The sequence below is a fragment of the Bradyrhizobium commune genome, assembly GCF_015624505.1.
Classification (GTDB): Bacteria; Pseudomonadota; Alphaproteobacteria; order Rhizobiales; family Xanthobacteraceae; genus Bradyrhizobium; species Bradyrhizobium commune.
On sequence record NZ_CP061379.1, the window covers coordinates 7,233,422 to 7,259,699 of the forward strand.

Consider the following 26,278-nt stretch of genomic DNA (forward strand, 5'->3'; position numbering starts at 1 on the left):
AAAATATAAGATTACGGGTGTGGGGGAATTTCGATGGCGATCCGTCTGAGCGTTGGCAGTTTCTTGGGCCGATTCAAGCCTCGTTTCAAAATGCCGAAATGGGGTCTGCGCGGCAGCCTGTTTGCCGCTTTCGCCGTGATCGCAGGCATGGGCCTGGCAATCGCAGCCGGCGCCGGCTACGTGTTCAACCATCTGGGCTCGACCATGATGGATCTGAGCGGCCGCGACATCCCGCGCCTCGCCGCAAGCCTTCAGCTCGCCTCGCAGAGCGCGACGCTCGCGGCACAAGGCCCCGGCCTCTTGGCATCGCCGTCCGACGAAGCGCTGAACGAACGCACCAAGAACGTGAAGGAGATCCAGCGGCTCGCCATGGCCAAGCTTGGCGAGATCATCGAGCTCGGCGCCGATGCGCAGACCGCGAACGCGCTTCGCGACACCACCAAGAGCATCGACGAGGCAACGCAGAGCCTGGTCTCGGCCGCGCGCGAACGGCTCGACACCGGCGCGCTGCACGAGAAGCAGTATGAGGCGCTGCGCAAAGTGCAGCTTTCGTTCGTCGGCGCCGCCAGCCCCGCGATGCTGGATGCGCAGACGCGCCTGAACGCGATCCTCGGCGCGGCCGAAGTGTCCGCCGACGATGCCACCGAAGCCGCCCGCACCGTCGCGCAGATCTCGACCATCTCCGCCAACGGCAATCTGATGGCTGCCGACATGATGGCGGCGCTCTCGGCCAACAACAGCGACACGCTGGAGGCGATCGAGAAGGAATTCAAGGCGACCCGCGACCGCGTCAAATCGAACCTCGAGGATCTCCCGAACTATCCCTCGATGCAGGCGATGCGCGACACCGTGCAAAAGCTGTTTACCTTCGGCGAGGGCAAGACCGGCGTGTTCAAGATCCGCCAGAAGGAGCTCGACGCCATCGACTACGGCCAGACCATCCTGGACGAGACGCGCAAGCTCAATGTCGGCCTCGGCATCAGCGTGCAGCAGCTGGTCGATGGCGTGCAGAAGGAGACCGACGCGTCGACCTTCCAGGCCCGTCAGGAGATTTCACTCGCGACCACTGCGGTGCTGGCGCTGGGTGGGCTCACTTTGATCGGCTCGGCCCTGTTCGTCTGGCTCTATGTCGGCCGCAACATCCTGCGCCGCATCCGTGAGCTTCAGCGCGCCATGCAGCTGCTCTCGGCCGGCGACCTCGACACCGAGATCGTGCGCTCCCGGCAGAACGACGAGATCGGCGCGATGAAGGAAACGCTGACAGTGTTCCGCGACAGCATGATCGAGGCCCGTTCGCTTGCGAGCGAGCAGGACAAGGATCGCGTCGTCAAGGCCGAGCGTGCCGCCCATATGGAAGCGAAGATCGCCGAGTTCGAGGGCACGGTGCGCTCCGCGCTCGGCAATCTCGCACAATCGGCCAATTCGATGCAGGCAACCGCGCAGAGCATGTCCAACACCGCAGACCAATCCAACGCGCTGGTGAACGCGGTCGCCTCCGCCGCGGAGGAGACCTCGGTCAACGTGCAGACCGTGTCGTCCGGCACCGAGCAGCTCTCCTCCTCGATCGAGGAAATCAGCAAGCAGGTCGTCACCTCGGCCGCGATCGCCAGGAAGGCGGTCGACGAAGCCGGCGCCACCGACGCCACGGTGCAGAGCCTCGCCGACAGCGCCAGCCGCATCAGCGTCGTGGTCGACCTGATCCAGACCATCGCCTCGCAGACCAATCTGCTCGCGCTCAACGCCACCATCGAAGCGGCGCGCGCGGGCGAAGCCGGCCGCGGCTTCGCGGTGGTCGCTTCCGAGGTGAAGAGCCTCGCCAGCCAGACCGCCAAGGCAACGGAGGAAATCCGCACGCAGATCGCCAGCATGCAGCAGGTCACGACCTCGGCGGTCGGCGCCATCCAGGGCATCGGCCGGATCATCGGCGAGATCAACGACGTCACCACGACGATCGCAGCCGCGGTCGAGGAACAGGGCGCGGCGACCCGCGAGATCGCCCGCAACATCCAGCATGCGGCCGGCGGCACCAGTGAGGTCTCCAGCAACATCGTCGGCGTCTCCACCGCGTCGGCCGAGGCGGGTGCTGCGGCAGGTGAAGTGCTGAGCGCCTCGGATGCGCTCCGCCGCGAGGCCGACATGCTGCGCGGGGAAATCGATGCATTCCTCAACAACATGCGGGCGGCGTAAGACGCCGGCGGCATCGGGACTGCGCTCCCTCTCCCGCTTGCGGGAGAGGGTCGGGGAGAGGGTGTCTCCGCAACGGGAGAGCCCCAATGAGGAGATAGCCCTCACCTGCGCCTTCGCGCGACCTCTCCCGCAAGCGGGAGAGGTAAGTGGAATTCGCGGCGCGACTGTCCCACATCACGGAAAAATCCAACCCGGAATGACCGCTATGCGGGCGGGCGGCGCGTCCTTTTTCGGCTGGCGCCCCGCTCGCGCTGGGTTTAAGCCGGTAACATGAACGCGAAACCTGACACCGTGCAGTCCTCGGCCGAGGCTCTGCGCTATCCCTGGGAACAGCATCCCGGCCCCGAAGATGTCGTCGAGATCCGGCCCGGCGTATTATGGGTGCGGCTGAAGCTGCCGTTCCGCCTCAACCATGTGAACATCTACCTGCTCGCCGACGGCGACGGCTATGCCATGGTCGACGCCGGCTTCGGCAACGAGGAGACGATCGAGGCCTGGACCAAACTGTTCGAGGGGCCGCTGAAGGGCGTCACCATCACGCGCCTGATCGTCACGCATTCGCACCCGGATCACGTCGGCCTTGCGGGCTGGATCGTCGAGCGGTTCGACTGCCCGCTGGTGATGTCGCAGGTCGAATATCTGCAATCGGTCTATCACCAGAACCGCGGCACCGAGGAGCGGCGCGAGGCGCAGCGGCTGTTCTTCCGCCGCCACGGCATGGACGAGTCGCTCACCGAAAAGCTGCTCGGCCGCGGCCAGGATTATCTCAAGCGCGTCTCGGTGCTGCCGCCGTCCTACCGCCGCATCTCGCATGGCGACGAGGTCGTGATCGGTGCGCGCCGCTTCAAGGTCATTACCGGCGGCGGTCACGCGCTCGACCAGGTGATGCTCTATTGCGCCGACGACAAGCTGTTCCTCTCCGCCGACCAGGTGCTGAGCAGGATCTCGCCCAATGTCAGCGTCTGGGCGGTCGAGCCCGACCAGAATTCGCTCGGCGAATATCTGGCCTCGCTCGCGAGCCTCACCACGACGCTGCCCTATGATCTGCTGGTGCTGCCCGGCCACGGCGTGCCGTTCTACGGATTGAAGACGCGCATCAAGCAGCTCGCTGACCACCATGAGGAGCGCTGCCGCCTGATCGCGGAAGCCTGCCGCGAGGTGCCGCAGACCTCGCGCGCCCTGGTGCCTGTGGTGTTCAACAAGCACGTGCTGGACGAGCACCAGATGGGCTTTGCCGCGGGCGAGCTCGTCGCCCACGTCAATTACATGATCGTCGAGGGCCGGCTGACAGCCGAGGCCAAGGACGGCGTGCTCCAGTTCAGCACGACGTGAGTGTTTTCTTCGCCTCTCCCCGTAAGAACGGGGCGAGGGAGCGCATCGTCACTGCCCGCACTATTTCATTTCATCTGCGCGATCGCGTGCAGTGCCGCGATGTAGCCGAACGGGCCAAGCCCGCAGATCACACCGGTCGCCACGAACGAGATCTTCGAGTGCCGGTGATATTCGTCGCGGGCGTGGATGTTAGAGATGTGGACCTCCAGCACCGGGCCTTCGAATGTCTTGATCGCGTCCATGATCGAGACCGAGGTGAAGGAGAGGCCGGCCGGGTTGATGATGATGGCATCGGCATCCTGCCGTGCCGACTGAATCAGATCGACGAGTACGCCTTCATGGTTGGATTGGTGGAAGGCGAGCTTGAGTCTTAATTTTGCCGCCGCCTCCTCGCAGCTCGCATTGACCTGGTCGAGCGTCGTGGTGCCGTAGATATGCGGCTCGCGGATGCCGAGCATGTTGAGGTTGGGGCCGTTGAGGATCATCACGCGCTTCATGAGAGGTCCTTTCAGGAATCATCCGCTGAACCACGGCGAGCCGCGTCTATCGCACTGCAACATCGCAAATCGCCGTGAACTTGATCGGCATCAAGTTTCAAATCGCACGATAGGGCATTTTGCCCAAATGCCCTGCCCGCCCAAATGTGGGATAGCGCATAGACATTAGAGCTGGAAAAGCTCTAAGAAGATGCGGCCCCTTGGTTCCGTCTCAGGTTTTTGCCGATGGATTACAACCAGTTCTTCAATTCCGCGCTCGATCGCGTCCACACCGAGCGGCGCTATCGCGTGTTCGCCGATCTCGAGCGCATCGCCGGCCGGTTCCCGCACGCGCTCTGGCACTCGCCCAAGGGCAAGCGCGACATCGTGATCTGGTGCTCGAACGACTATCTCGGCATGGGCCAGCACCCGAAGGTGGTCGGCGCCATGGTCGAGACTGCAACGCGCGTCGGCACCGGCGCGGGCGGCACGCGTAACATCGCCGGCACACATCATCCGCTGGTGCAGCTCGAGGCCGAGCTTGCCGATCTCCACGGCAAGGAAGCCTCGCTCCTTTTCACGTCCGGCTATGTCTCGAACCAGACCGGGATTGCGACCATCGCTAAGCTGATCCCGAACTGCCTGATCCTGTCGGACGAGCTCAACCACAATTCGATGATCGAGGGCATCCGCCAGTCCGGCTGCGAACGGGTCGTGTTCCGCCACAACGATCTCGCCGATCTCGAAACGCTGCTGAAGGCGGCAGGTCCCAGCCGGCCGAAGCTGATCGCCTGCGAGAGCCTTTACTCGATGGACGGCGACGTCGCCCCGCTCGCGAAAATCTGCGATCTCGCCGAGAAATATGGCGCGATGACCTATGTCGACGAGGTTCATGCCGTCGGCATGTACGGCCCGCGCGGCGGCGGAATCGCCGAGCGTGACGGCGTCATGCACCGGATCGACATCCTCGAAGGCACGCTGGCGAAAGCGTTCGGCTGCCTCGGCGGCTATATCGCGGCCAACGGCCAGATCATCGACGCCGTGCGCTCCTACGCACCGGGCTTCATCTTCACCACCGCGCTGCCGCCGGCGATCTGCTCGGCCGCGACCGCCGCGATCAAGCACCTGAAGACCTCGAGCTGGGAGCGCGAGCGCCACCAGGACCGCGCCGCCCGCGTCAAGGCGATCCTCAATGCCGCCGGCCTCCCGGTGATGTCGAGCGACACCCATATCGTGCCGCTGTTCATCGGCGATGCCGAGAAGTGCAAGCAGGCCTCCGACCTCCTGCTCGAAGATCACGGCATCTACATCCAGCCGATCAACTATCCCACCGTCGCCAAGGGCACCGAGCGCCTGCGCATCACGCCCTCGCCCTATCACGACGACGGCCTGATCGATCAGCTCGCCGAAGCGCTGCTGCAAGTGTGGGACCGCCTCGGCCTGCCGCTCCGCGAAAAGTCGCTGGCGGCGGAGTAGGCGTTTTCTCTCTTACCCTCCCCTGGAGGGGAGGGTAAGTGCCGCGCTCGGCCACACCTTAACGACAACCCCGGTTCCCGCCCCCGCTCCGGCATTTCGCTGTCGCCTCTACCCGCCTAACGCGCTAGATTTGCGAGCGAAAATGAGAGCGGGCGCGCCCTCGCGCCCAGGGAGAGCGCGCTCGCCATGCTGCACGACTGGGGCGTGATCGCCGCCGCCTTCGGCTATATCGGCTTCCTGTTCCTGGTGGCGAGCCATGGCGACCGGCGCTCGCCGGTCGGCCCCGGCCGCGCGTCCGGGCTGATTTATCCGCTGTCGCTGGCGATCTACTGTACCTCCTGGACCTTCTTCGGCTCGGTCGGCTTTGCCACCCGCACCTCGACCGACTTCCTCGCGATCTATGTCGGCCCGATCCTGATGATCGGCCTCGGCGCCGGCGTGCTCCGCCGCGTGATCCAGCTCGCCAAGGCCCACAACATCACATCGATCGCCGACTTCATCGGCGCGCGCTACGGCAAGAGCCAGGCGGTGGCAGCGACCGTGGCGCTGATCGCGATCATCGGATCGGTGCCCTACATCGCGCTCCAGCTCAAGGCGGTGGCGTCCTCGCTCGAAACCATCCTGAGCGAGGACCAGGCCTTCTCCCACATCCCGATCCTCGGCGACATGGCGCTGATGGTGACGCTGGCGATGGCCGCCTTCGCTGTGCTGTTCGGCACGCGGCAGACCGATGCGACCGAGCACCAGCACGGCCTGATGCTGGCGGTTGCGACCGAATCCATCATCAAGCTGATCGCGTTCCTCACCGCCGGCATCTTCGTCACCTTCTGGATGTTCTCGCCGCACGAGTTGATCGAGCGCGCCATGAAGACGCCGGAGGCGGTGCGCGCCATCGACTATTCGCCGTCGATCGGCAACTTCCTGACCATGACGCTGCTGTCGCTGTGCGCGATCATGCTGCTGCCGCGCCAGTTCCACGTCAGCGTGGTGGAGAATTCCTCGGATGCCGAGGTCAGCCGCGCGCGCTGGCTGTTCCCGCTCTATCTCATCGCCATCAATGTGTTCGTGATCCCGATCGCGCTCGCCGGGCTCGTCAGCTTCCCGTTCGGCGCGGTCGATCCCGACATGTACGTGCTGGCGCTGCCGATGGAGGGCGGCGCGGGCCTTCTCAGCGTCGCCGTCTTCGTCGGCGGCCTGTCGGCGGCAACCGCGATGGTGATCGTCGAATGCGTCGCGCTCTCCATCATGGTCTCGAACGACCTCGTGGTGCCGCTGGTGCTGCAACGACGGCCTGAAGGCCGCACCGGGGCCACCGATTTCGGCGATTTCCTGCTGCGCTCGCGGCGGCTTGCGATCTTCGCCATCATGGTGATGGCCTACTTCTACTATCGCGCGCTCGGCAACACCCAGCTTGCCGCGATCGGCCTGCTCTCCTTTGCCGCCATCGCGCAGCTCGCGCCCAGCTTCTTCGGCGGGTTGTTGTGGCGGCGGGCCACCGCGCGCGGCGCAATCGGCGGCATGCTGGTCGGCTTCGCGGTGTGGCTCTACACGCTGTTCATGCCGAGCTTCATGGACTCCTCGACCGCAGGCATCCTGCTGCTGCAACACGGGCCGTTCGGCATCGAGGCGTTGCGGCCGCAGGCCCTGTTCGGCGCCGATCTGCCGCCGCTGATGCATGGCGTGGTCTGGTCGCTCTCGCTCAACATCCTCACCTATGTGCTGCTGTCGCTGGCGCGGCAGCCCTCGTCCATCGAGCTCGTGCAGGCCGATCTGTTCGTGCCCAACACGCTCGCCCCGATCGCCCCGAACTTCCGCCGCTGGCGCACCACCATCACGGTGCAGGACATCCAGACCACGGTGGCGCAATATCTCGGCCCCGACCGCGCCCGGCATTCCTTCGAGGCGTTCTCCGCGCGACGCAATATGCGGCTGGAGCTGTCGGCCCCTGCCGATTTCGAGCTGTTGCAGCATGCCGAGCACCTGATCGCCTCCTCGATCGGCGCCGCATCCTCGCGCCTCGTGATGTCGCTCCTGCTGCGCAAGCGGACCGTTTCCGCCAAGGCGGCGCTCAAGCTGCTCGACGATTCCCATGCGGCGCTGCATTTCAACCGCGAGATCCTCCAGACCGCGCTCAACCATGTGCGCCAGGGCATCGCGGTGTTCGACGCCGACCTGCAACTGATCTGCTCCAACCGGCAGTTCGGCGATCTCCTCAACGTTCCCCCGCATTTCATCCAGTTCGGCACGCCGTTGCGCGAGATCCTGGAATTCATGGGCGTGAGCAATCCCGACGATCCGGCCGAGCGCGAAGCGATGCTGGAGCGGCGGCTCGCGGCCTACACCACCGACAGCGAGCCGTATCTGGAACGCCTGCCGGAACGCCACATGGTGATCGAGATCCTGACCAACCGCATGCCCGGGGGCGGCTTCGTCATCACCTTCACCGACGTCACGCCCACCTTCGAGGCCGCCGAGGCGCTGGAGCGCGCCAATGCGACGCTCGAGAAGCGCGTGCGCGACCGCACCGAGGAGCTGACCCGGCTGAACTCGGAGCTGGCACAGGCCAAGAGCTCGGCGGAGGACGCCAGCATCTCCAAGACGCGCTTCCTCGCGGCCGCCAGCCACGACATTCTCCAGCCGCTCAACGCCGCCCGGCTCTATGTCACGAGCCTGGTCGAGCGCCAGCACAATGGCGAGGAGACGCGGCTGGTCGAGAACATCGACGAATCGCTGCAAGCCATCGAGGAAATCCTCGGTGCGCTGCTCGACATCTCCCGGCTCGATGCCGGCGCGATGGCGACCTCAATCTCGAGCTTCAAGATGGCCGATCTGATGCGCTCGCTGGAGATCGAGTTCGCGCCGATCGCGCGCGCCAAGGGCCTCGACCTCACCTTCGTGCCCTGCTCGCTGCCGGTCGAGTCGGACCGGCTGCTGCTGCGACGGCTGCTCCAGAACCTGATCTCGAACGCGATCAAATACACCCCGCGCGGCCGCGTGCTGGTCGGCTGCCGCCGCCGCGGCGCTTCGCTCAAGATCTGCGTCTACGACACCGGCGTCGGCATCCCCGCGGTCAAGCGCGGCGAGATCTTCAAGGAATTCCACCGCCTCGAGCAGGGCGCGCGGATCGCGCGCGGCCTGGGGCTCGGGCTCTCGATCGTCGAGCGGCTGGCACGCGTGCTCAATCACGGCATCGCCATCGACGCCAACGCGAGCGGCGGCTCGGTATTTTCCGTGACCGTGCCGACGGCGAAGGCGGTGACGCTCACTGCCGCCGTGACCAGCGCGACGCCGCTGGCGCGCACGCCGATCTCGGGCGCGTTGATCGTCTGCATCGAGAACGACGCCGCGATCCTCGACGGCATGCGCACGCTGCTGAAGGCCTGGGATGCCGAGGTGATCGCGGTCGCCGATCCCGAAGGCGCGATCGCCGCGATCGAGGCCGCCGGCCGCCGCGTCACCGGCCTGCTCGTCGACTATCACCTCGACCGCGGCAACGGCATCGCCGCGATCCGCGACATCCGCCGCCGCTTCGGCGACACCATCCCTGCGATCCTGATCACCGCCGACCGCAGCCCCGCCGTGCAGCTCGCCGCGCGCGAGGAGAAGATCGCTGTGCTCAACAAGCCGGTAAAGCCGGCCTCGCTGCGCGCCCTGCTCGGGCAATGGCGCACGCAGCAGATGGTGGCGGCGGAGTAGGGGCTGCGTAGCTTCGCGGTCTGCGTCCAACCAAGGCGCGAAACAAAATGGCGAAAACAACCCCATGCACAGTAGCTGACTTCAGATAAATCAAGCGATTGCTGATTTTACGAAATTCTGTTGCCCCGTCGGGCAAAACAGGGGTATGATGCCATCGTCGCAAGGCTTGGGATCCAAGGCTTGGGATCCAAGGCTTGGGATCCAAGGCTTGGGATCAAAGGCTTGGGATCGAAGCAAAACTCAGCAAACGGCGCGGCGCGAATGCACGGTCGTGCAAGCCTCCAAGGAAGGCGCGATCGCAGCGAGAGAGACTACCCCGTCGGCGTGCCCTGCTTCCACTGGCCGCCGGCGATCTTCGCGGCCGCGATCACGGCCTGGGTCCGGCTCTCGACGCCGAGCTTTTGCAGGATCGCCGAGACATGGGCCTTGATGGTCGCCTCGGAAACGCCGAGCTCGTAGGCGATCTGCTTGTTCAGCAGTCCCTCCGACAACATCATCAACACCCGCACCTGCTGCGGCGTCAGCGTCACCAGGCGGTCACGCAGGCGGGTCATGTCGGGATCGGCGGCAGCCGACAGGTCGGTGTCGGCAGGAACCCAGACGTCACCCTCCATGATCTTGAGGATGGCGTCGCGCAGCGTCTCGACGCCGAACCGCTTCGGGATGAAGCCGGAGGCGCCGAAATCGAGCGAGCGGCGGATCGTGGCGCTGTCGTCGGAGGCCGAGACGATGACGACCGGGATCGCCGGATATTGCGCGCGCAGATAGATCAGGCCGGAAAAGCCGGAGATGCCGGGCATCGAGAGGTCAAGCAGGATCAGGTCGACGTCGGAGGTCTGCTCCAGCAGTTTCGTCAGATCCTCGAACGATCCGGCCTCGTCGATCTTCGCCGTGCTCAGGACGCCCGCCACCGCCTGCCGCAGCGCATCGCGGAACAGCGGATGATCATCGGCAATGATGAGATGGGTGGAGGGAGCGTTCATCGATCTCTTGCTGTCGTGCGCAACCGGGGGCAGTAGGCCGGACCGGCGCCGCGGTCAATTCTTCCCCGACCGGCCGTGGCATGCAAGGGCACATTATTCCTTTGCGGGAAAGGGGTTAATCCGCCACCCCGTTCCGCCGCGCTGCACTTTAGTTCGGCACGGTCAGTTGCGCGTCGGTGCGCAAGGCCGAAAGTCGTATTGGGGCGAGTTTCACGCCGATGTTACCTTGGGGGCAAGACCCAGATTGATCCGGGCCCTGTCCGGACAGTTGGGACGCGAGGAAACGAAATTCGGGGAGCGCATTCACGATGTCCACAATGGCTGCAACGTCGGTACGATCCGGCGGCATGACGAAGGATGAGCGGTTCGTCATCCTCGCATCGTCACTCGGCACCGTCTTCGAGTGGTACGATTTCTATCTCTACGGGTCGCTGGCCGGCATCATCGGCACGCAATTCTTCACCATCGCCGGCGCCGACGGCAAGCCGATGTTCGACCAGGCCACGCGCGACATTTTCGCGCTGCTGGCCTTTGCGGCAGGCTTCCTGGTCCGCCCGTTCGGCGCGATCGTGTTCGGCCGCGTCGGCGACATCGTCGGCCGCAAGTACACCTTCCTCGTCACCATCCTGATCATGGGTCTGTCGACCTTCATCGTCGGCCTGCTGCCCGGCGCCGCACAGATCGGCATCGCGGCGCCGATCATCCTGATCGGCCTCCGTCTGCTGCAAGGCCTCGCGCTCGGCGGTGAGTATGGTGGTGCGGCGACCTACGTCGCCGAGCATGCGCCGCAGGGCAAGCGCGGCTACTACACCTCCTTCATCCAGACCACTGCGACGCTCGGCCTGTTCCTGTCGCTGCTGGTGATTCTGTTCACCCGTTCCGCAACCGGCGAGGCTGCCTTCGCAGGCGCGCCCGGCTCCTATTGGGGCGGCTGGCGCATTCCGTTCCTGGTGTCGGTGCTGCTGCTCGGCATCTCGGTCTGGATCCGTCTACGCCTGAACGAATCGCCGGTGTTCCAGCGCATGAAGGACGAGGGCAAGGGCTCCAAGGCGCCGTTGACCGAAGCCTTCGGCACCTGGAGCAACGCCAAGATCGTGATCCTGGCGCTGCTCGGCCTGACCATGGGCCAGGCGGTGATCTGGTACACCGGCCAGTTCTACGCGCTGTTCTTCCTGCAATCGATCCTGAAGGTCGACGGCTACACCGCCAACCTCCTGATCGCCTGGTCGCTGCTGCTCGGCACCGGCTTCTTCCTGGTGTTCGGCGCGCTGTCCGACCGGATCGGCCGCAAGCCGATCATCCTGGCAGGCTGCCTGATCGGCGCACTGACCCTGTTCCCGATCTTCAAGATGATCTCGACCAACGCCAATCCGGCGCTGGAAAAGGCCTATGAATCGGTGAAGGTGCAGGTGGTGGCGGATCCCGCAGGCTGCGGCGATCTGTTCAACCCGGTCGGCACGCGCGTCTTCACGGCGCCTTGCGACACGGCGCGCGCCTTCCTCGCGCAGTCGTCGGTGAAGTACGCGACGGTTCCGGGACCAGCGGGCGCGGTGAAGATTGTCGTCAACGACAAGGAAGTCCCCTACACGGACGCCAAGACGTCGAACCCCGCGATCACCGCGGCGGTGCAGGCGGCCGGCTATCCGAAGCCGGGTGACGCGGGCATCGTCAAGATGTCGAACCCGTTCGACATCTTCCGTCCGCAGGTGTCGGCGCTCATCGGTCTGCTGTTCATCCTCGTGATCTACGTCACCATGGTGTACGGCCCGATCGCGGCGATGCTGGTCGAACTGTTCCCGACCCGCATCCGCTACACCTCGATGTCGCTGCCCTATCATATCGGCAACGGCTGGTTCGGCGGCCTTCTGCCCGCGACCGCTTTCGCGATCACCGCATCGACCGGCGATATCTATTCCGGCCTGTGGTACCCGGTCGTCTTCGCGGCGATCACGGCGGTGGTCGGCTTCCTCTTCGTCCCCGAGACCAAGGACGTCGACATCACCAAGACCTGATCGCCTCGCACGATCTGGACAAAAAGCCGGCCGCGGAGCGATCCGCGGCCGGTTTGCTTTTGGGGTGTTACGAATTGCCGCCGATAAATTGCAGCACGATTTCGCGCCGGTGCGGTCGCGCGCGATGCTCGACCAGATAGATCGCCTGCCAGGTGCCGAGCGCGAGCGCGCCATTGATCACCGGCACATGCAGCGACGTCGCCGTCAGCATCGTCTTGACGTGCGCCGGCATGTCGTCCGGCCCCTCGGTGTCATGAGTCCAGGGCGCGCTCTCCGGTGCGAGGCGCGACAGCGCGGTGGCGAGATCGACCAGCACCGAAGGGTCGGCGTTTTCCTGGATCGTCAGCGAGGCCGAGGTGTGACGGATGAACAGCGTCAGCGCACCGTCGCGGGCGCGGGCCTCGTTGATGAACTTGGCAACTTCGCTGGTGAGATCGGTGAAACCGCGGCCGGGCGTCTGCACGGTGAGTAGTGACGATACGATCGTGGTGGCTTGCACCGACGATGGCGCCGAGCGCGTGATGGATTTGGCAGATGTCATGAAAGGTCTCTCAACTCGAAAGCTGTCGTAGGGTGGGCAAAGCGAAGCGTGCCCACGAATCCGCACGACAAGATCAAGGTGGTGGGCACGGCGTAAGAACGCCTCTGCCCACCCTACGGCACCTCGCCAAGACCTAAATCTTCCCCGACACGTCCTTCTGCACGCGGTTGGCCATGTCGATCAGGCGCCGCCAGGCCTTTTCCAGGAACGACATCACGCGATCCATGTCCTGATCGCTCGGCAGCGGGATCTCGATCTTGCGATCGCCCTCGGCGATTTTCGGCTCGGCCTTCTTCAACGGGTCGGATTTCGGCAGCGCCTCGTCGATCTTGCCCGACACGGTCGGCCCCGCGGCGACCTGCTCCTTCAGCCTCTCGACCTCGGCCTGAAGCCGGCCAATCTCGGCATCGAGCGCGGAGCGTTCGTCGGGGACGGCATAGCAGGCCCAGCCTGAATCGTTCTTGGTACAGGTCGAGACCGTGCCGGTGCGGGTGTCGAGCCGCAGCACGCCTTCGGGGATCGGCGTCATGCTGTAGCGGCCGTTTTCGCTGTCGGGCGCGGATTGCGCGGCGACGAGCCCGCCGCTGGTGATCATCACTGCGGCCAAGGCCGCAACCGCTAGAGGTCTCATCGCACTCTCCGCCACTACGCGCTGGTGGCACATTCCGGGATTCTACACCCGCACGGGCAAAGGCGTATTGCTCCGTCCGCCAAATCCGCCGCCAAAAGCGCGTTCGCGAAATCAACAATTGCGCCGCCCCCTTTGATCCCGGCGGCGCGGCGAAATGTCGACCACATCGGCGGATCGCGCAGACGGCTGCTGCGGTGCGGCGTCACGCTGTGTGCAGCGCCCGCCAGTACGACGATATTATCAATGAAATCATATACATAGAAGAACACGACGCAATCGTGACTTGGCTTGACTTGATTATGAGCGGTCAGTATGGTCCGCGCGGCTTTTGAGGGTGGCGGGCGTAATTTCCATTCAACCGCAGCGTTTCGGGTCTTCGTGGCATGGCTCAAGGCACGGGACACGGCGAGAATGGAGATCGCGATAGATCGCCCGAGGAAGCTGCGCTTTCCGAACGGCTCGGAAATCTTGATCAGCGGTTGTCCGAATTACGCGGCCGCCACATCAAGACCGAGCAACCCACAGGTGACAGTGGAGACGGAGCGGCCAGAGCCTCGGCGATGGCGCTTGGTTTTCGGTTATCCTCTGAGTTGGTCGCCGGGGTCGTTGTCGGGGCGGGGATTGGCTGGGGGTTCGACCGCTTGCTGTCGACGTCGCCTTTCGGATTTATCGTGTTCCTGCTGCTGGGCTTCGTGGCCGGCGTGGTGAACGTGGTGAGAACGGCGGGCGCGGGTCAAAGGCGCGGTGGTTCTTAAGCGATCCGCACAGGAGAGGAATGATCGTGCCGGCTTTGCCGGTGCGGGCCGGCCCGGCCGGCAGACCGAGACCAGCCGGCATCGCCCGGCAGACCAAGAGATGCCGCGCCGATGAAAATCGATCCGATCCACCAGTTCAACATCGAGCCTCTCTTCACGATCGGCCATATCGGCAATCAGACGATCGCCTTCACCAATTCATCGCTCTACATGCTGATCGCCGTGGCGGTCATCTCGCTGCTGATGCTGGCGAGCGGGACCCAGCTGGTTCCCGGGCGCCTCCAGTCGGTCGCCGAAATCTCCTACGAGTTCGTCGCGTCGACGATCCGTTCGACCGCCGGCGCGGAAGGCATGAAATTCTTCCCGCTGATCTTCTCGCTGTTCATGTTCATCTGCGTCTCGAACCTGATCGGGATCATCCCCTACACCTTCACGATCTCGAGCCATCTGATCGTGACGGCTGCGCTCGCGCTCCTGGTCTTCTTCACCGTCCTGATCTACGGCGTCGCCAAGAACGGTCTGAAATTCTTCTCGATCTTCGTGCCCCACGGTGTCCCCGGCTACATCCTGCCGCTGGTGATGTTCATCGAGGTCCTGTCGTTCTTCCTGCGGCCGGTCTCTCACAGCGTCCGTCTGTTCGCCAACATGCTGGCCGGCCACATCGCGCTGAAGGTGTTCGCGGGCTTCGTCGCCATGCTCGGCTTCTCGCTCGGCGCGATCGGCTGGGTCGGCGGGGTGCTGCCACTGGCGCTCACCACCGCGCTGTACGCCCTCGAGATCCTGGTCGCGTTCCTGCAAGCCTATGTGTTTGCGATCCTGACCTGCATCTACCTCAACGACGCCATTCATCCGGGACACTGAGCGGTCCGGGGAATTTCCACCCAAAACCCAATCTTTCTTCCAAGGAGTCTAAAATGGATCCGGCAGCAGCAAAACTTATCGGCGCGGGCATCGCATGCATCGGCATGGGCGGTGCGGGCGTCGGCGTGGGCGTGATCTTCGGCAACTACCTCGCCGCAGCCGTTCGCAACCCGTCGGCCGCTCAGGGCCAGTTCGGCAACCTGATCTTCGGATTCGCCGTGACCGAAGCGCTCGGCATTTTCTCGCTGCTGATCGCGCTGCTGCTGCTGTTCGTTCCGCTCTGAGGACGACGTTCTTCGCGTCGCTTCGACCGAAGCGGCGCGCATGACAGCAACAGGAGATCTCCATGGCTGAGAGTCATGGCGGCGCAAAAGGTCCCGCGGCAGGCGCCCACACCGAGACCGAAGGCGGTCACGGTGGCGGCTTTCCGCCGTTCGAGAGCAGCACCTTCGCTTCACAGCTGGTGTCGCTCGCGATCTTCTTCGTCGTTCTTTACGTGGTCGTGTCCAAGCTCGCTCTGCCGCGCGTCGGCGGCGCGATCGAGGCGCGTCAGAACAAGATCGAGGGCGACCTCGCTGAGGCGCAGACGCTGAAGGACCAGTCCGACTCGGCGCTGAAGGCCTATGAAGGCGAGCTCGCTTCGGCGCGCACGCGGGCACAGGCGATCGGCAACGAATCCCGCGAGAAGGCCAATGCGCAGGCGGAAGCCGAGCGCAAGGTCCTGGAAGAGCAGCTGGCGGCCAAGCTCGCCGGGGCGGAAAAGACCATCGCCTCGACCCGCGCAACCGCCATGAGCAGCGTCCGCGGCATCGCGGCCGATGCGGCAGGCACCATCGTGCAGCAGCTCACCGGTGTCGTTCCGGATGCGACGTCGGTCAATGCCGCCGTTGATGCGTCCTTGAAGGGTTAGTCGACATGTTCTTCGATCCTGAAACCTGGGTCGCCATCGCCTTCGTGATCCTGATGGTCGTGTTCGGCTATCTCGGGGTGTTCAAGTCGGCGATGTCGGCGCTCGACAAGCGCGCCGAGCGCATCAAGGCCGAGCTCGACGACGCGACGCGCCTCAAGCAGGAGGCCGCCAAGGTGCTCGCTGACTACAAGGCGCGCAGCGCCTTGGCCGAGCGCGAGGCTGCCGACATCATCGCCAACGCCAAGACCGAAGCCGAGCGCATCGCGACCGAGGCCAAGGCGAAGATGGAAGACTTCGTCGCCCGCCGCACCAAGACCGCGGAGAGCAAGATCGCGCTTGCCGAGGCCCAGGCCCTGGCCGACGTCCGCGCCGCGGCCGCGGAAGCGGCCGTCACGGCGGCTTCCACGATCCTGTCGCAGTCGGTCAAGGGCCAGGTCGCCGACGACCTGCTCGCCAAGGGCATCACCGAGGTTCGGCAGAAGCTGAACTGAGGACGAAAGGCCACATCAATCAAAAAGCCGGCGCGATGAACGCCGGCTTTTTTATTGTCTGAAAGACTCTCGTGTCCCGGACGCGGTGCGGCATGAAATGACGCGACGCAGAGCCGGGACCCATACATCCACGGCTTCTGGGCCCCGGCTCTGCATCGCACCGCTACGCGCTGCGCCGCGTCCGGGGCACGAGACCTATTTCTTCTTCCCTCGTGCCTTCGGCTCGGGCGACAGCGCCTGCGGGTCGAAGCCGACGTAGAAGACATAGGAATCGGCGGTCGCAGCCGACGGCACCGGATAGGTCAGGTCCTCGGCGACGAAGGTGAACGGCACGCTGCCGCCTTCCGACATCTCGACCGTGGTCCGGTAGGCCTTCGAGGCAATCACCTTCTCGCCGACGCCGCCCAGCACCACGGCGACACGCAGGGGCACCTCGACCGTGGAAGGCGCTCCGGCCGGGCCTGCGATGACGCGGCCCTGGATGCCGATGCGCGCGGTGATCTCGGCGCCATTGCGGATACATTCGCGCGCCATCTTGGTGATGGAGGCCTGGTAACGCACGTCATTGCCGACCGCCGGCTTGCCCGTCGCCCCGACCCCAAAGGTGGAGGCGCCTGCGCGCACCGTGACCTGGGGACAATCGATGTCGTCATCGGCCGGCTGGCCCGGCGCGGGCGCCGGCTTCGGCTGGGCTGGCTCGTCGGACTTGCCGCCGAACAGGCTCTTGAAGCGGTCGGTCAGCGACTGCGCCCCGACCGGCGAGACGGCCGCAAGCGAAACCGACAGCGCCAGCGCGATCGCCGACCCCCGCCGCAACGCCTTCCGCAACGAGCGAAGCTCCTTCATGAACGCCTGTACTCCGTGACAATATCCCGGCCAATCGCCGGCCGGCCAGCGGGTTATATCGTCAAAATCGGCGATCCCAAGGCAGGAAAACAAGGCGGGACAAAACCGACTTTGGCCGCATACACGGCCCGGCCTAGCCGCGGAAATCCTCGTGCAGCAGGCCGAACAGCAAATGATCCTGCCAGACCCCGTTGATGCAGAGATAGCGGCGCGCCAGGCCCTCGCGGGAGAAGCCGCATTTCTCCAGCACCCGGATCGACGGCGAATTGGTGGGGATGCAGGCGGCCTCGACACGGTGCAGATTGAGCTCGCCGAACAGCGTCGGCAGCAGCACCCGAAGCGCCGCCGTCATGTAGCCGCGATGGGCATGGGGCTGGCCGACCCAGTAGCCGATGGTGCCGGCCTGGACGATGCCGCGTCGGACATTGGCGAGCGTGATGCCGCCGACCATGGCGCTGTCGAGCTCGCGGAAGATCAGGAAGGGATAGGAGCGGTCCGCCGCGATATCCTCGGAATAGCGGCGCAGGCGGCGGCGGAAGCCGGAGCGGGTGAGGTCGTCCGAAGGCCAGATCGGCTCCCAGGGCGTCAGGTAGTCGCGGCTGCTCTCGCGCAGATGTGCCCACTGCAAAAAGTCGGACATCTGCGGCGCCCTCAGCAAAAGTCCGTTGCCGCGCGGCGCGAGGGCGGCAGGTCCACTGGATGGCAGGCGAAAGAGGGCCATGGTGATGCTTCCCGGGGCGGTCGCCCGTGCGCGGCTCCTAATGCAGCCGCGCCTTGGCGCGCGCCCGGGTCAATCCTTCCGCAAAAGACACCGCCGTGTCCAGACCCCTGCCACTGCCCAATGCGACAACCGCAGGGCGGCTGCGCGAAAGCAGCGCACGCGCGGCATCGCGGGTCGATTCGACGCTGACGGCGTCGATCCGGGCCACCAGCTCCTGCACCGTCTGCGGCCGACCATAGGCCAGCACGTGGCGGGCGAGCTGCTCCGCACGCGACGAGCAGCTCTCCAGCGCCATCAACAGCCCGGCCTTCATCTGCGCCTTGGCCCGCGCAATCTCGGCCTCGGTCAGCGTTTCCACGGAATCATTCATGATGTCGACCACGACTTCCATCATCTCCGGCGCGTCGGCAGGATCGGTGCCGGTGTAGAGGCCGAAGAAGCCGGTATCGGTATAGGGCGCGTGGAACGAGTAGATCGAGTAGCAGAGGCCGCGCTTCTCGCGCACTTCCTGGAACAGCCGCGACGACATTCCGCCGCCGAGGATGTTGGTGAAGACCTGGAGCGAGAACAGCGACAGATCGGTCTGCGGCACGCCTTCGAGCGCCAGCGTCAGATGCGCCTGCTCGAGCTCGCGATGCACCACCTTGGCGCCGCCCTTGCCGAACATGGCCGCCTGCGGCTTCGGCCCCGGCGTTCCCTCGAAGCTCGCGAAGCGTCGCTCGACCTCGGCCACGACCTGCTTATGATCGACGGCGCCGGCGGCCGCAACGACCATGTCGGGCCCGCGGTAATGCGTCGAGAGGTAGCCGCGCAGCATGTCGCGGTTGAAGCCACGCAGCGTCTTGGCGGTGCCGAGCAGCGAGCGGCCCATCGGCTGATCGGGATAGCAGAGCTCGTTGAGATGCTCGAACACGACGTCGTCCGGCGTGTCCTGGGCGGCGCCGATCTCCTGCACGATGACGTTCTTCTCGCGTTCGAGCTCGTCCGGCTCGAAGGCGGGATTGGCGAGGATATCGGCGAGCACATCGAGCGCCAGCGGCACGTCGGCCTTCATCACCCGGGCATAGTAGGACGTGGTCTCGGTCGAGGTGCCGGCATTGAGGTCGCCGCCGACCGCCTCGATCTCTTCGACGATCTCGCGCGAGGAGCGCCCGGTCGTCCCCTTGAACGCCATGTGCTCGAGCAGATGTGAGATGCCGTGCTCGTTCGGCTTCTCGTCGCGGCCACCGACGCCGGCCCAGACGCCGAGTGCGGCGGTCTCGAGATGAGGCATATTGTCGGTGACGACGGTCAGGCCGGACGCAAGCTTGGATATCTCGACGCTCATCCGGCAACTCCCTGTTTTGCGGCGCGGCTGACCGACAGCACGAACCGCTCGACCTCGGCCTGATCGTTCTTCATCACCTTCATGTGTTCGGATTTGGTCATCAGACCGTCGAGCCAGGCCGGCAGTTGCGGCCGCTGGCCGCAGGCGGCCTCGACGGCATCCGGGAATTTCGCCGGATGCGCGGTCGAAAGCACGATATTGGGCACGGTGGTGTCGGTGGTATCGCGATCAGCGACGGCGAGCGCCACCGCGGTATGAGGATCGACCAGCTCGCCGGCCTCGCGCCAGGCGGCCCGGATCGCAGCCGCGGTCTCGGTCTCATCCGCGCGCCCGGCATCGAATTCCTCGCGGATGGCGGCGAGCGTCGCATCCGGCAGCACGAAGCGCCCGGACTGTTTCAGCTGCTCCATCAGCCGGCGCACGCCGGCCGCATCGCGCCGGCCGGCCTCGAACAGCAGCCGCTCGAAATTCGAGGAGATCTGGATGTCCATCGAGGGCGACGCGGTGGCGTGCACCTCGCGCACCTCGTAGATGCCGGTCTTGAGCGTGCGCGCCAGGATGTCGTTGACGTTGGCGGCGATGCGCAGGGTGCGCACCGGCAGCCCCATGCGCTTGGCGACATAGCCGGCAAAAATGTCGCCGAAATTTCCGGTCGGCACGATGAAGTCCACCGCACGCGCCGGCGCACCGGCGGCGACAGCTGAGGTGAAGTAGTAGACCACCTGCGCAACGATGCGCGCCCAATTGATGGAATTGACGCCGGACAGCGAGGTTGCATCGCGGAAGCGGTGGTTGTTGAACATCCCCTTCACCAGCGCCTGGCAATCGTCGAAATTGCCTTCAATCGCCAGCGCGTGGACGTTGGCGGCGCCCGTCGTCGTCATCATCCGCTGCTGCACCTCGGAGATGCGCTTGTGCGGAAACAGCACGACGAGGTCGACATTCTCAAGCCCGGCAAAGGCCTCGACCGCGGCGCCGCCCGTGTCGCCGGAGGTCGCGACCACGATGGTGGTGCGCTGGTCACGCTTGGCCAGCACATGGTCCATCAGCCGCGAGATCAGCTGCATCGCCACGTCCTTGAAGGCGAGCGTCGGACCGTGAAACAGCTCAAGCACGAACTGATGCGGCGACATCTGGCGCAGCGGCACCACCGCCGGATGACGGAAGGTGGCATAAGCCTCGTTCGCCATGCGGCCGAGCTCGGCGTCGGAAATCTCGCTGCCGGCGAAAGGACGGATCACGTCGACCGCGACCTCCCAATAGGGGCGGCCGAAGAAGCCGGCGATCGTCTCAGCCGACAGAAGCGGCCAGGTCGCCGGCACGTAGAGACCGCCGTCGCGGGCAAGCCCGGTCAGCATCACGTCGCAGAAGCCAAGCTCGGGGGCCTCGCCCCGGGTCGAGATATAACGAGTCAAACTACCCTCCAAAGGCCCGCCCGGCCTGAGTCCGAGCCTTAAGCCTTTGATTTTACGATGTTCCTAGGTCGCCGCCAGAGGCGCTTCCGGCACCATAGAGGGTTTTACCGCATCGGGAAACCGCTTCCGACCCGACGAAAAAGGGCTGCGGCGAAGCCGCAGCCCTTCTCTTGGAAGGTCTGTCGTTGATGTGTGCAGACCGGTTTGCTTCGTTCGGGACGCCACCCGCTGAACTGTTCGTCCAAGCTTTCGTCGCCTGTCACGGAATCGTCAAGGCCAAAACCGCGCGCGCCGACCTTTGTTCCTGTTTTTCCCGATACGCATCAGGCGGTGCGATCCCTGACGGATGTCAGTTCATCCCGATTTCCACCGCGATCCGGATCAGGTCGGAATGGTTCTTGGCCCCTAATTTCTGCTTGAGCAGGGATGTCGTGTTGGCGACGGTCTTGTAGGAAATGCCGAGCGCCTCGGCGACCTCGACGATCTTGTTGCCGCGCCCGAGCAGGCGGAGAATCTCGAGCTCGCGCGGCGTCATCTGCGAGGCCGGATTGGCCTTGATCGCGGCGCCGGAGAACGTGACGGCTTCCGCGAGCTGCGGCGAGATGAAATTGTCGCCGGCAGCGACCTTGCGTACCGCCTTCACGAGTATCTTGGGATCGTCGCCCTTCGAGACATAGCCTTGCGCGCCCATCTCCACGGCCCTGACGACAAGAGCCGGATCATCATTGGTGCTGAACATGATGATCTTCGCGTCCGGGTCGTCCTTGCGGATCCGCCGCATCAACTCGAACCCGGAAACGTCTGGCAATGTGATGTCGATGACGGTGACGTCGGGGCGCTTGCTGACGAAAGCGCGATGACCGGATTTGGCGTCGCTGGCTTCGTCGATCCGAATCGAATTGTCGGAGGCAAACAATGATCGGCAACCAAACACAACGACGGGATGATCGTCGACGATCAACAGGCGGGTGGCCGGCTTGACTGTGTCTTGCATTGTTCTTGCTCGCTCTCCCAACAGATAAGCGAACGGGAATAAATGGAAAGCACGAAAAACCGAACCGAGCTAGAATTAGCCTAATGTGGAGGCCCTGCTAGGCGCGACAGGCCGCACGGCAGGGATGCCTTACGCAGGTCAGGCCGCCATTTCGCTAGCAGCAACCGTGATCCGGCGGGCTCTGTCGTGCTGGTTCGCAAAGCGTGCTGTGAATCTTGCCTTCCGGACCGAAGCGGAACGTGGCGCGAATACGCAACTCGCCGGCAACGGAATATTCGAGATCGACGCCATCGGGCACGGGATTGATCTCTTCGAGGCCAAAGCCCGCCGACGAGAAAGCGGCAAGCCGCGGTCCCCAATAGGTTTCGAGTTCACGCCGTCCGCGATAGAGATGCGTGCCATTGCAACTGCATTCCACCTGACCATCCTCGGCATAGAGGTCGAGCAGAGTCGCGAGGTCGCCTCTGCGGCAGGCATCCACCCAATCGATAACAAGTCCCATCTGATCAAAATCACGCACGCCAAGAATCCTGTCTGCCGCAGAAAGAATTGAGCGCGGCTTAGGATCACCCTCGTGAATATGTGCTGAACAATAAAGCCCGGACAATTGCGGGTTCCCTCCGGGAACTTACGGACTCGCTCCGCCTTGGCGTCGTCCTCGCACCCAAACGAAAAATGCGATCAGCACGGCGAACGCGAGCGCGAACCAGGTGATCGCATATTGCAGATGATCGTCCTTCAGATTCACGTCGAGCGCACCCGGACGCGGAATGCCGTTTTCTGGCACCGGCTTTTCGAGATCGACGTAGAATGGTGCGACGGCGCCCCAGCCGAGCGCGCTTGCGATCGCCAGTTGATCGCGCACGAACCACAGCCGCTTGTCGCGACTCTCCGCCGGCGTGAGCAGGCTTGGTGCTTCCGGAAAACGCAGATAGCCGGTGAGCGCGACGGGCGCGCCGGTGACGAGCTTCTTCACCGCGCGATCCTCGACGCTGCGATCCTGCATACTGTTCTCGACGAAGCCCGCGTCGATCACGACGATCTCGCCGCTCGCGAGATGCGCCGGCAGGAAGGCCCAGGTGCCTGGGCCGGAGGCATCCTTGCGTACGGCGGAACCGGAGGAATAGACCATCGCATCCGGCGACGCCGCATAGGTCGCGATGAAGCTGACGCGGCGAAATTCGTCGCGCGCGGGCGTCAGCATGGCCCATTGCGCCGGCGGCGGCAGCGCGACCGGTGCGTCCGCTAGACGCTCGGTCAACGCAGCGATCAGCTCGTGCTTGGCGATCCGCCGCTGCAACTGCCAGACGCCAAGCGCGACGAAGACCGCGGTGAGGAGCAGCGTGAACAGCGCGAAGCCGGCCACACGTGGCTTGCGCACGGTCTCGTTCATTTCGCGCGGTCGACCAGCCGGCCGGGAGCCGCCTTGTGGTGGAATTGCAGCGCGATCAGCAGCGACTTCATGGCACGCAGCGGCAACAGTGTGGTGGCGAGGATCAACGGAAACCACAGCACCGCATGCAGCCAGAACGGCGGCTGGTACTTGACCTCGACGACAAGCGCGCAGCCGACCACGATCGCGCCGGCCAGCATGATGATGAAGATCGCGGGGCCATCGCCGGCATCGATGAAGGCATAGTCGAGACCGCAGCGCTCGCAGGCGGGAGCGAGCGTCAGGAAGCCCGCATAGAGCTTGCCATCACCACAGCGCGGGCATTTGCAGGCAAGCCCGCGCAGTGCGCTTTGCAGGACGGTGATCTGGGGCTCGGGCGTGCCGTCGATGTCATTCATTGCATTCGAATCTAGCACAATTTCGGCCGAAGCCTCGCCCAATGAAAAGCGAAAGGGCGGCCTTGTGGCCGCCCTTTCCCGATTGATCTGTCGCGGCTCAGTGCGCGCCGTGCGCCATGGTCTCGGCGCCGTGTCCCCAGACATAGATGCAGAGGAACAGGAACAACCAGACCACGTCGACGAAGTGCCAGTACCAGGCGGCGAACTCGAAGCCGAGGTGCTGGGTCGGCGAGAAATGGCCGGCATAGGCACGCGCCAGGCACACGATCAGGAAGATCGTGCCGACCAGCACGTGGAAGCCGTGGAAACCGGTCGCCATGAAGAAGGTCCCGCCGTAGACGTTGCCCGCGAACGAGAACGCCGCGTGGCTGTACTCATAGGCCTGCACGCAGGTGAAGGTCGCGCCCAGCAGGATGGTGAGGATCAAGCCATACTTCAGGCCCTGGCGATCGTTCTCGAGCAGCGCATGGTGCGCCCAGGTGACCGTGGTGCCCGACGTCAGCAGGATCAGCGTGTTGAGCAGCGGCAGATGCCAGGGATCGAACGTCTCGATACCCTTCGGCGGCCATACGCCGCCGAACAGGGCTTCGCGGGTCGCATGAACGGGATCGGCCGGGAACAGCGCCGCGTTGAAATAGGCCCAGAACCAGGCGACGAAGAACATCACCTCGGAGGCGATGAACAGGATCATGCCGTAGCGATGGCTGATCTGCACGACGCGGGTGTGGTCGCCCTTGTACTGGGCTTCCTTGATCACGTCGCCCCACCAGCTCGCCATGGTGTAGAGCACGCCGACGGTGCCGATGCCGAACACGATCGGCGCAGCCGAGTACATGTGATGCATCCAGCCGATCGCGCCGACCGCCATGATAAAGGCCGAGATGGATCCGACCACGGGCCACGGAGAGGGATCGACCAGATGGTAGTCGTGGTGCTTGCCTTGCGCGGTTGCCATTTGCGGTCTCTCTCCTCAATCCCGTGCCTATCAGGCACTTATCCCCTTAGTCCAACCCCTGAGCGTCAACCCGGCGGCTGGAGATTTCCCTTGCGTTTGTTGTCATCGCCGGATGCGAGCGGCTTCACCACCGGATCCTTCACCGGATAGAACGTGTAGGACAGCGTGATGGTGCTGAGCCCGTCATTGTCGTGATCGTCGACGATCGACGGATCGACGTAGAACACCACCGGCATCTCGCGCTTCTCGCCAGGCGCCATGGTCTGCTCGGTGAAGCAGAAGCAGTTGATCTTCTGGAAATACGACCCGACCGTCAGCGGCGCGACGTTGTAGGCGGCCTGCCCTGAGGTGGTGCGCGCGGCCTGGTTGGTCACGGTGTAATAGATCGTGGTGACCTGGCCGATATTGACCTCGACCTCGGTCTGCTCAGGCTCGAACTTCCAGGGCAGGCCGGGCGCGACGTTGGAATCGAAGCGCACCGCGATCTTGCGTGCGATCGGGCCGGTGGCAGGCGCCGAGGTGGCGACCTGGGTCGTGCCGTTGAAGCCGGTGGCGCGGCAGAACCAGTTGTAGAACGGCACCGCGGCGTAGGACGCTCCGACCATCAACGCGACCACGCCGCCGCAGATCGAAGCGACCAGCACATCGCGGCCGAGGCCCTTCCTGGCCGTCCGGCTCTGATCCTGCGATATGGTCGGCTTCTGATCCATCTTCCCCTACATCGGCCGAACTAAAACCGCTGGTCCCTTGACCATGGTGACGGCGAAAAACAGCACGACGAGAACACCGAGCGCGAGCGCGATCGCGATCGAGCGCTGGCGACGGCTTTTCTGCTGCGCCTCGGTGAGGACGATTCCATCTGGCTCGGGTTTGTCAGCCATCCCAGCCTCATGCGCCCCCAACCATCGGAGCAAGCGCCCGGACCATGACCTCGGCCAGCAGGGTCGCAAACAGCGCGAACAGATAAAGGATGGAGAAGGCAAACAGCTTTCGCGTCGCGCGCAGCGATTGGCTGCGCTCGCGACGGATATAGACGTTGGTGGCGAGCACCAGCATGCCGGCACCGAGGATCAGCGAGACGATGCCGTAGACGGCGTCGAAATAGCCGAGCGCCCATGGCGCGGCGGCGACTGCGATCAGCACGATTGTGTAGAGCAGGATCTGGAGGCGCGTCGCGTCGGGGCCGGCGACGTTGGGCAGCATCGGAATGCCGGCCCGCGCGTAATCGTCGGAGCGGAACAGCGCCAGCGCCCAGAAGTGCGGCGGCGTCCAGAAGAAGATGATGGCGAACAGCAGCAGCGGCTCGACGTCGACCGTGCCGGTCACCGCGGCCCACGCGACCACCGGCGGCAGCGCACCGGCGGCGCCGCCGATCACGATGTTCTGCGCGGTCCAGCGCTTCAGGCCCATCGTGTAGATCACGACGTAGAAGAAGATGGTGAAGGCGAGCAGCGCGCCCGCGATCCAGTTGACGAGGATGCCGAGCGTCATCACCGAGAAGAAGGCGAGCGTCATGCCGAACGCCGTGGCCTCGGGACGGGTGATGCGGCCGCGCGGGATCGGACGGTTCGCCGTGCGCGACATCTTCGCGTCGATGTCGCCCTCGAGCGCCATGTTGAGTGCGCCGGAGGCACCGGCGCCGACGGCGATGCAGAGCAGCGAGGTGATCGCGAGCACCGGGTGGAAATGCCCCGGCGCCATGGCCATCCCGACCAGCGCGGTGAAGATCACGAGCGACATCACCCGCGGCTTCAACAACGCGATGTAATCGCCGACCTCCGCTTCGGAGATCCGGGGATTGAGGTCGATGGCATTCTGATCGAGGACGGACACTTAAACCTACTCGCTTCGTGATAGAGCCGCAGCGCCCGTCACGGG

General features: G+C 64.7%; 27 protein-coding genes. 10 read left to right on the forward strand and 17 right to left on the reverse strand.

What is annotated here, in order from left to right:
- The first annotated feature begins 33 nt into the window (after window positions 1-33).
- Complete coding sequence (locus IC761_RS33940; protein ID WP_195800961.1) at window positions 34-2,187, forward strand: methyl-accepting chemotaxis protein; 2,154 nt, start codon at window positions 34-36, stop codon at window positions 2,185-2,187.
- 270 nt (window positions 2,188-2,457) lie between these two features.
- Window positions 2,458-3,519, forward strand: a complete 1,062-nt coding sequence (locus IC761_RS33945; RefSeq protein WP_195800962.1) for an MBL fold metallo-hydrolase — start codon at window positions 2,458-2,460, stop codon at window positions 3,517-3,519.
- A 65-nt stretch (window positions 3,520-3,584) separates the two neighbouring features.
- Here the strand turns inward: IC761_RS33945 and aroQ are convergent, their stop codons facing one another.
- The gene (gene aroQ / locus IC761_RS33950) at window positions 3,585-4,016 is read right to left on the reverse strand and encodes a type II 3-dehydroquinate dehydratase (RefSeq protein ID WP_195800963.1); all 432 of its coding nucleotides are present in this window, start codon (window positions 4,014-4,016) and stop codon (window positions 3,585-3,587) included.
- Between the two features lie 225 nt (window positions 4,017-4,241).
- On the opposite strand from aroQ, the gene hemA reads away from it, so the two are divergent.
- Together hemA and IC761_RS33960 are read left to right on the forward strand one after the other, a co-directional pair.
- Complete coding sequence (gene hemA / locus IC761_RS33955; protein ID WP_195800964.1) at window positions 4,242-5,471, forward strand: 5-aminolevulinate synthase; 1,230 nt, start codon at window positions 4,242-4,244, stop codon at window positions 5,469-5,471.
- 186 nt (window positions 5,472-5,657) lie between these two features.
- Complete coding sequence (locus IC761_RS33960; protein ID WP_195800965.1) at window positions 5,658-9,167, forward strand: PAS domain-containing hybrid sensor histidine kinase/response regulator; 3,510 nt, start codon at window positions 5,658-5,660, stop codon at window positions 9,165-9,167.
- Window positions 9,168-9,478: 311 nt separating this feature from the next.
- On the opposite strand, the gene IC761_RS33965 is transcribed toward IC761_RS33960, so the two are convergent.
- Complete coding sequence (locus IC761_RS33965; RefSeq protein WP_195800966.1) at window positions 9,479-10,150, reverse strand: response regulator; 672 nt, start codon at window positions 10,148-10,150, stop codon at window positions 9,479-9,481.
- A gap of 308 nt (window positions 10,151-10,458) precedes the next feature.
- Here IC761_RS33965 and IC761_RS33970 point away from each other — a divergent pair, with 308 nt between their 5' ends.
- Window positions 10,459-12,162, forward strand: a complete 1,704-nt coding sequence (locus IC761_RS33970; protein ID WP_246791408.1) for an MFS transporter — start codon at window positions 10,459-10,461, stop codon at window positions 12,160-12,162.
- A 67-nt stretch (window positions 12,163-12,229) separates the two neighbouring features.
- Here IC761_RS33970 and IC761_RS33975 read toward each other — a convergent pair whose 3' ends face one another.
- From IC761_RS33975 to IC761_RS33985, 3 genes are all read right to left on the reverse strand, one after another.
- Complete coding sequence (locus IC761_RS33975; RefSeq protein ID WP_195800967.1) at window positions 12,230-12,703, reverse strand: secondary thiamine-phosphate synthase enzyme YjbQ; 474 nt, start codon at window positions 12,701-12,703, stop codon at window positions 12,230-12,232.
- Between the two features lie 133 nt (window positions 12,704-12,836).
- On the reverse strand, window positions 12,837-13,334 hold the full coding sequence (locus IC761_RS33980) for a hypothetical protein (RefSeq protein WP_438265068.1): 498 nt from the start codon (window positions 13,332-13,334) through the stop codon (window positions 12,837-12,839).
- 14 nt (window positions 13,335-13,348) lie between these two features.
- Window positions 13,349-13,603: a hypothetical protein gene (locus IC761_RS33985; RefSeq protein WP_195800968.1), complete on the reverse strand. Its 255-nt coding sequence runs from the start codon at window positions 13,601-13,603 to the stop codon at window positions 13,349-13,351.
- Between the two features lie 114 nt (window positions 13,604-13,717).
- Here IC761_RS33985 and IC761_RS33990 point away from each other — a divergent pair, with 114 nt between their 5' ends.
- The 5 genes from IC761_RS33990 (at window position 13,718) to IC761_RS34010 (ending at window position 16,351) form a co-directional block, all read left to right on the forward strand.
- The gene (locus IC761_RS33990) at window positions 13,718-14,089 is read left to right on the forward strand and encodes an AtpZ/AtpI family protein (RefSeq protein WP_195800969.1); all 372 of its coding nucleotides are present in this window, start codon (window positions 13,718-13,720) and stop codon (window positions 14,087-14,089) included.
- Between the two features lie 111 nt (window positions 14,090-14,200).
- Complete coding sequence (locus IC761_RS33995; RefSeq protein WP_195800970.1) at window positions 14,201-14,950, forward strand: F0F1 ATP synthase subunit A; 750 nt, start codon at window positions 14,201-14,203, stop codon at window positions 14,948-14,950.
- A 53-nt stretch (window positions 14,951-15,003) separates the two neighbouring features.
- Window positions 15,004-15,234: a F0F1 ATP synthase subunit C gene (locus tag IC761_RS34000; protein WP_007599451.1), complete on the forward strand. Its 231-nt coding sequence runs from the start codon at window positions 15,004-15,006 to the stop codon at window positions 15,232-15,234.
- 62 nt (window positions 15,235-15,296) lie between these two features.
- On the forward strand, window positions 15,297-15,860 hold the full coding sequence (locus tag IC761_RS34005) for a F0F1 ATP synthase subunit B family protein (RefSeq protein ID WP_195800971.1): 564 nt from the start codon (window positions 15,297-15,299) through the stop codon (window positions 15,858-15,860).
- Between the two features lie 5 nt (window positions 15,861-15,865).
- Window positions 15,866-16,351 (forward strand): F0F1 ATP synthase subunit B family protein, encoded by a 486-nt coding sequence (locus IC761_RS34010; RefSeq protein ID WP_195800972.1) that lies wholly within the window; start codon window positions 15,866-15,868, stop codon window positions 16,349-16,351.
- Between the two features lie 195 nt (window positions 16,352-16,546).
- Here IC761_RS34010 and IC761_RS34015 read toward each other — a convergent pair whose 3' ends face one another.
- The 12 genes from IC761_RS34015 to IC761_RS34070 all read right to left on the reverse strand — a co-directional run bounded on the left by IC761_RS34015 (window position 16,547) and on the right by IC761_RS34070 (window position 26,233).
- Entirely contained in the window at window positions 16,547-17,197 is a 651-nt protein-coding gene (locus IC761_RS34015) for a hypothetical protein (RefSeq protein WP_195800973.1), read from the reverse strand.
- Window positions 17,198-17,330: 133 nt separating this feature from the next.
- Window positions 17,331-17,918: a GNAT family N-acetyltransferase gene (locus IC761_RS34020; protein ID WP_195800974.1), complete on the reverse strand. Its 588-nt coding sequence runs from the start codon at window positions 17,916-17,918 to the stop codon at window positions 17,331-17,333.
- 37 nt (window positions 17,919-17,955) lie between these two features.
- Window positions 17,956-19,245, reverse strand: coding sequence for a M16 family metallopeptidase (locus IC761_RS34025; protein WP_195800975.1), 1,290 nt, complete (start codon window positions 19,243-19,245; stop codon window positions 17,956-17,958).
- A complete protein-coding gene (gene thrC, locus IC761_RS34030; protein ID WP_195800976.1) occupies window positions 19,242-20,660 on the reverse strand; it encodes a threonine synthase in 1,419 nt (472 codons plus the stop codon). Before thrC ends, IC761_RS34025 begins: the two co-directional genes overlap by 4 nt.
- 349 nt (window positions 20,661-21,009) lie before the next feature.
- Complete coding sequence (locus IC761_RS34035) at window positions 21,010-21,654, reverse strand: response regulator transcription factor (protein ID WP_195800977.1); 645 nt, start codon at window positions 21,652-21,654, stop codon at window positions 21,010-21,012.
- 154 nt (window positions 21,655-21,808) lie between these two features.
- Window positions 21,809-22,174, reverse strand: a complete 366-nt coding sequence (locus IC761_RS34040) for a nuclear transport factor 2 family protein (protein ID WP_195804866.1) — start codon at window positions 22,172-22,174, stop codon at window positions 21,809-21,811.
- Between the two features lie 108 nt (window positions 22,175-22,282).
- Window positions 22,283-23,047: an SURF1 family protein gene (locus tag IC761_RS34045; protein WP_195800978.1), complete on the reverse strand. Its 765-nt coding sequence runs from the start codon at window positions 23,045-23,047 to the stop codon at window positions 22,283-22,285.
- Entirely contained in the window at window positions 23,044-23,445 is a 402-nt protein-coding gene (locus tag IC761_RS34050) for a DUF983 domain-containing protein (protein ID WP_195800979.1), read from the reverse strand. Before IC761_RS34050 ends, IC761_RS34045 begins: the two co-directional genes overlap by 4 nt.
- A gap of 97 nt (window positions 23,446-23,542) precedes the next feature.
- The gene (locus IC761_RS34055; protein ID WP_195800980.1) at window positions 23,543-24,400 is read right to left on the reverse strand and encodes a cytochrome c oxidase subunit 3; all 858 of its coding nucleotides are present in this window, start codon (window positions 24,398-24,400) and stop codon (window positions 23,543-23,545) included.
- 65 nt (window positions 24,401-24,465) lie between these two features.
- Window positions 24,466-25,110, reverse strand: coding sequence for a cytochrome c oxidase assembly protein (locus IC761_RS34060; RefSeq protein WP_195800981.1), 645 nt, complete (start codon window positions 25,108-25,110; stop codon window positions 24,466-24,468).
- 6 nt (window positions 25,111-25,116) lie between these two features.
- Window positions 25,117-25,281, reverse strand: a complete 165-nt coding sequence (locus tag IC761_RS34065) for a cytochrome c oxidase system small membrane protein (RefSeq protein WP_130363571.1) — start codon at window positions 25,279-25,281, stop codon at window positions 25,117-25,119.
- A 7-nt stretch (window positions 25,282-25,288) separates the two neighbouring features.
- A complete protein-coding gene (locus tag IC761_RS34070; RefSeq protein WP_195800982.1) occupies window positions 25,289-26,233 on the reverse strand; it encodes a heme o synthase in 945 nt (314 codons plus the stop codon).
- Window positions 26,234-26,278: the final 45 nt, after the last annotated feature.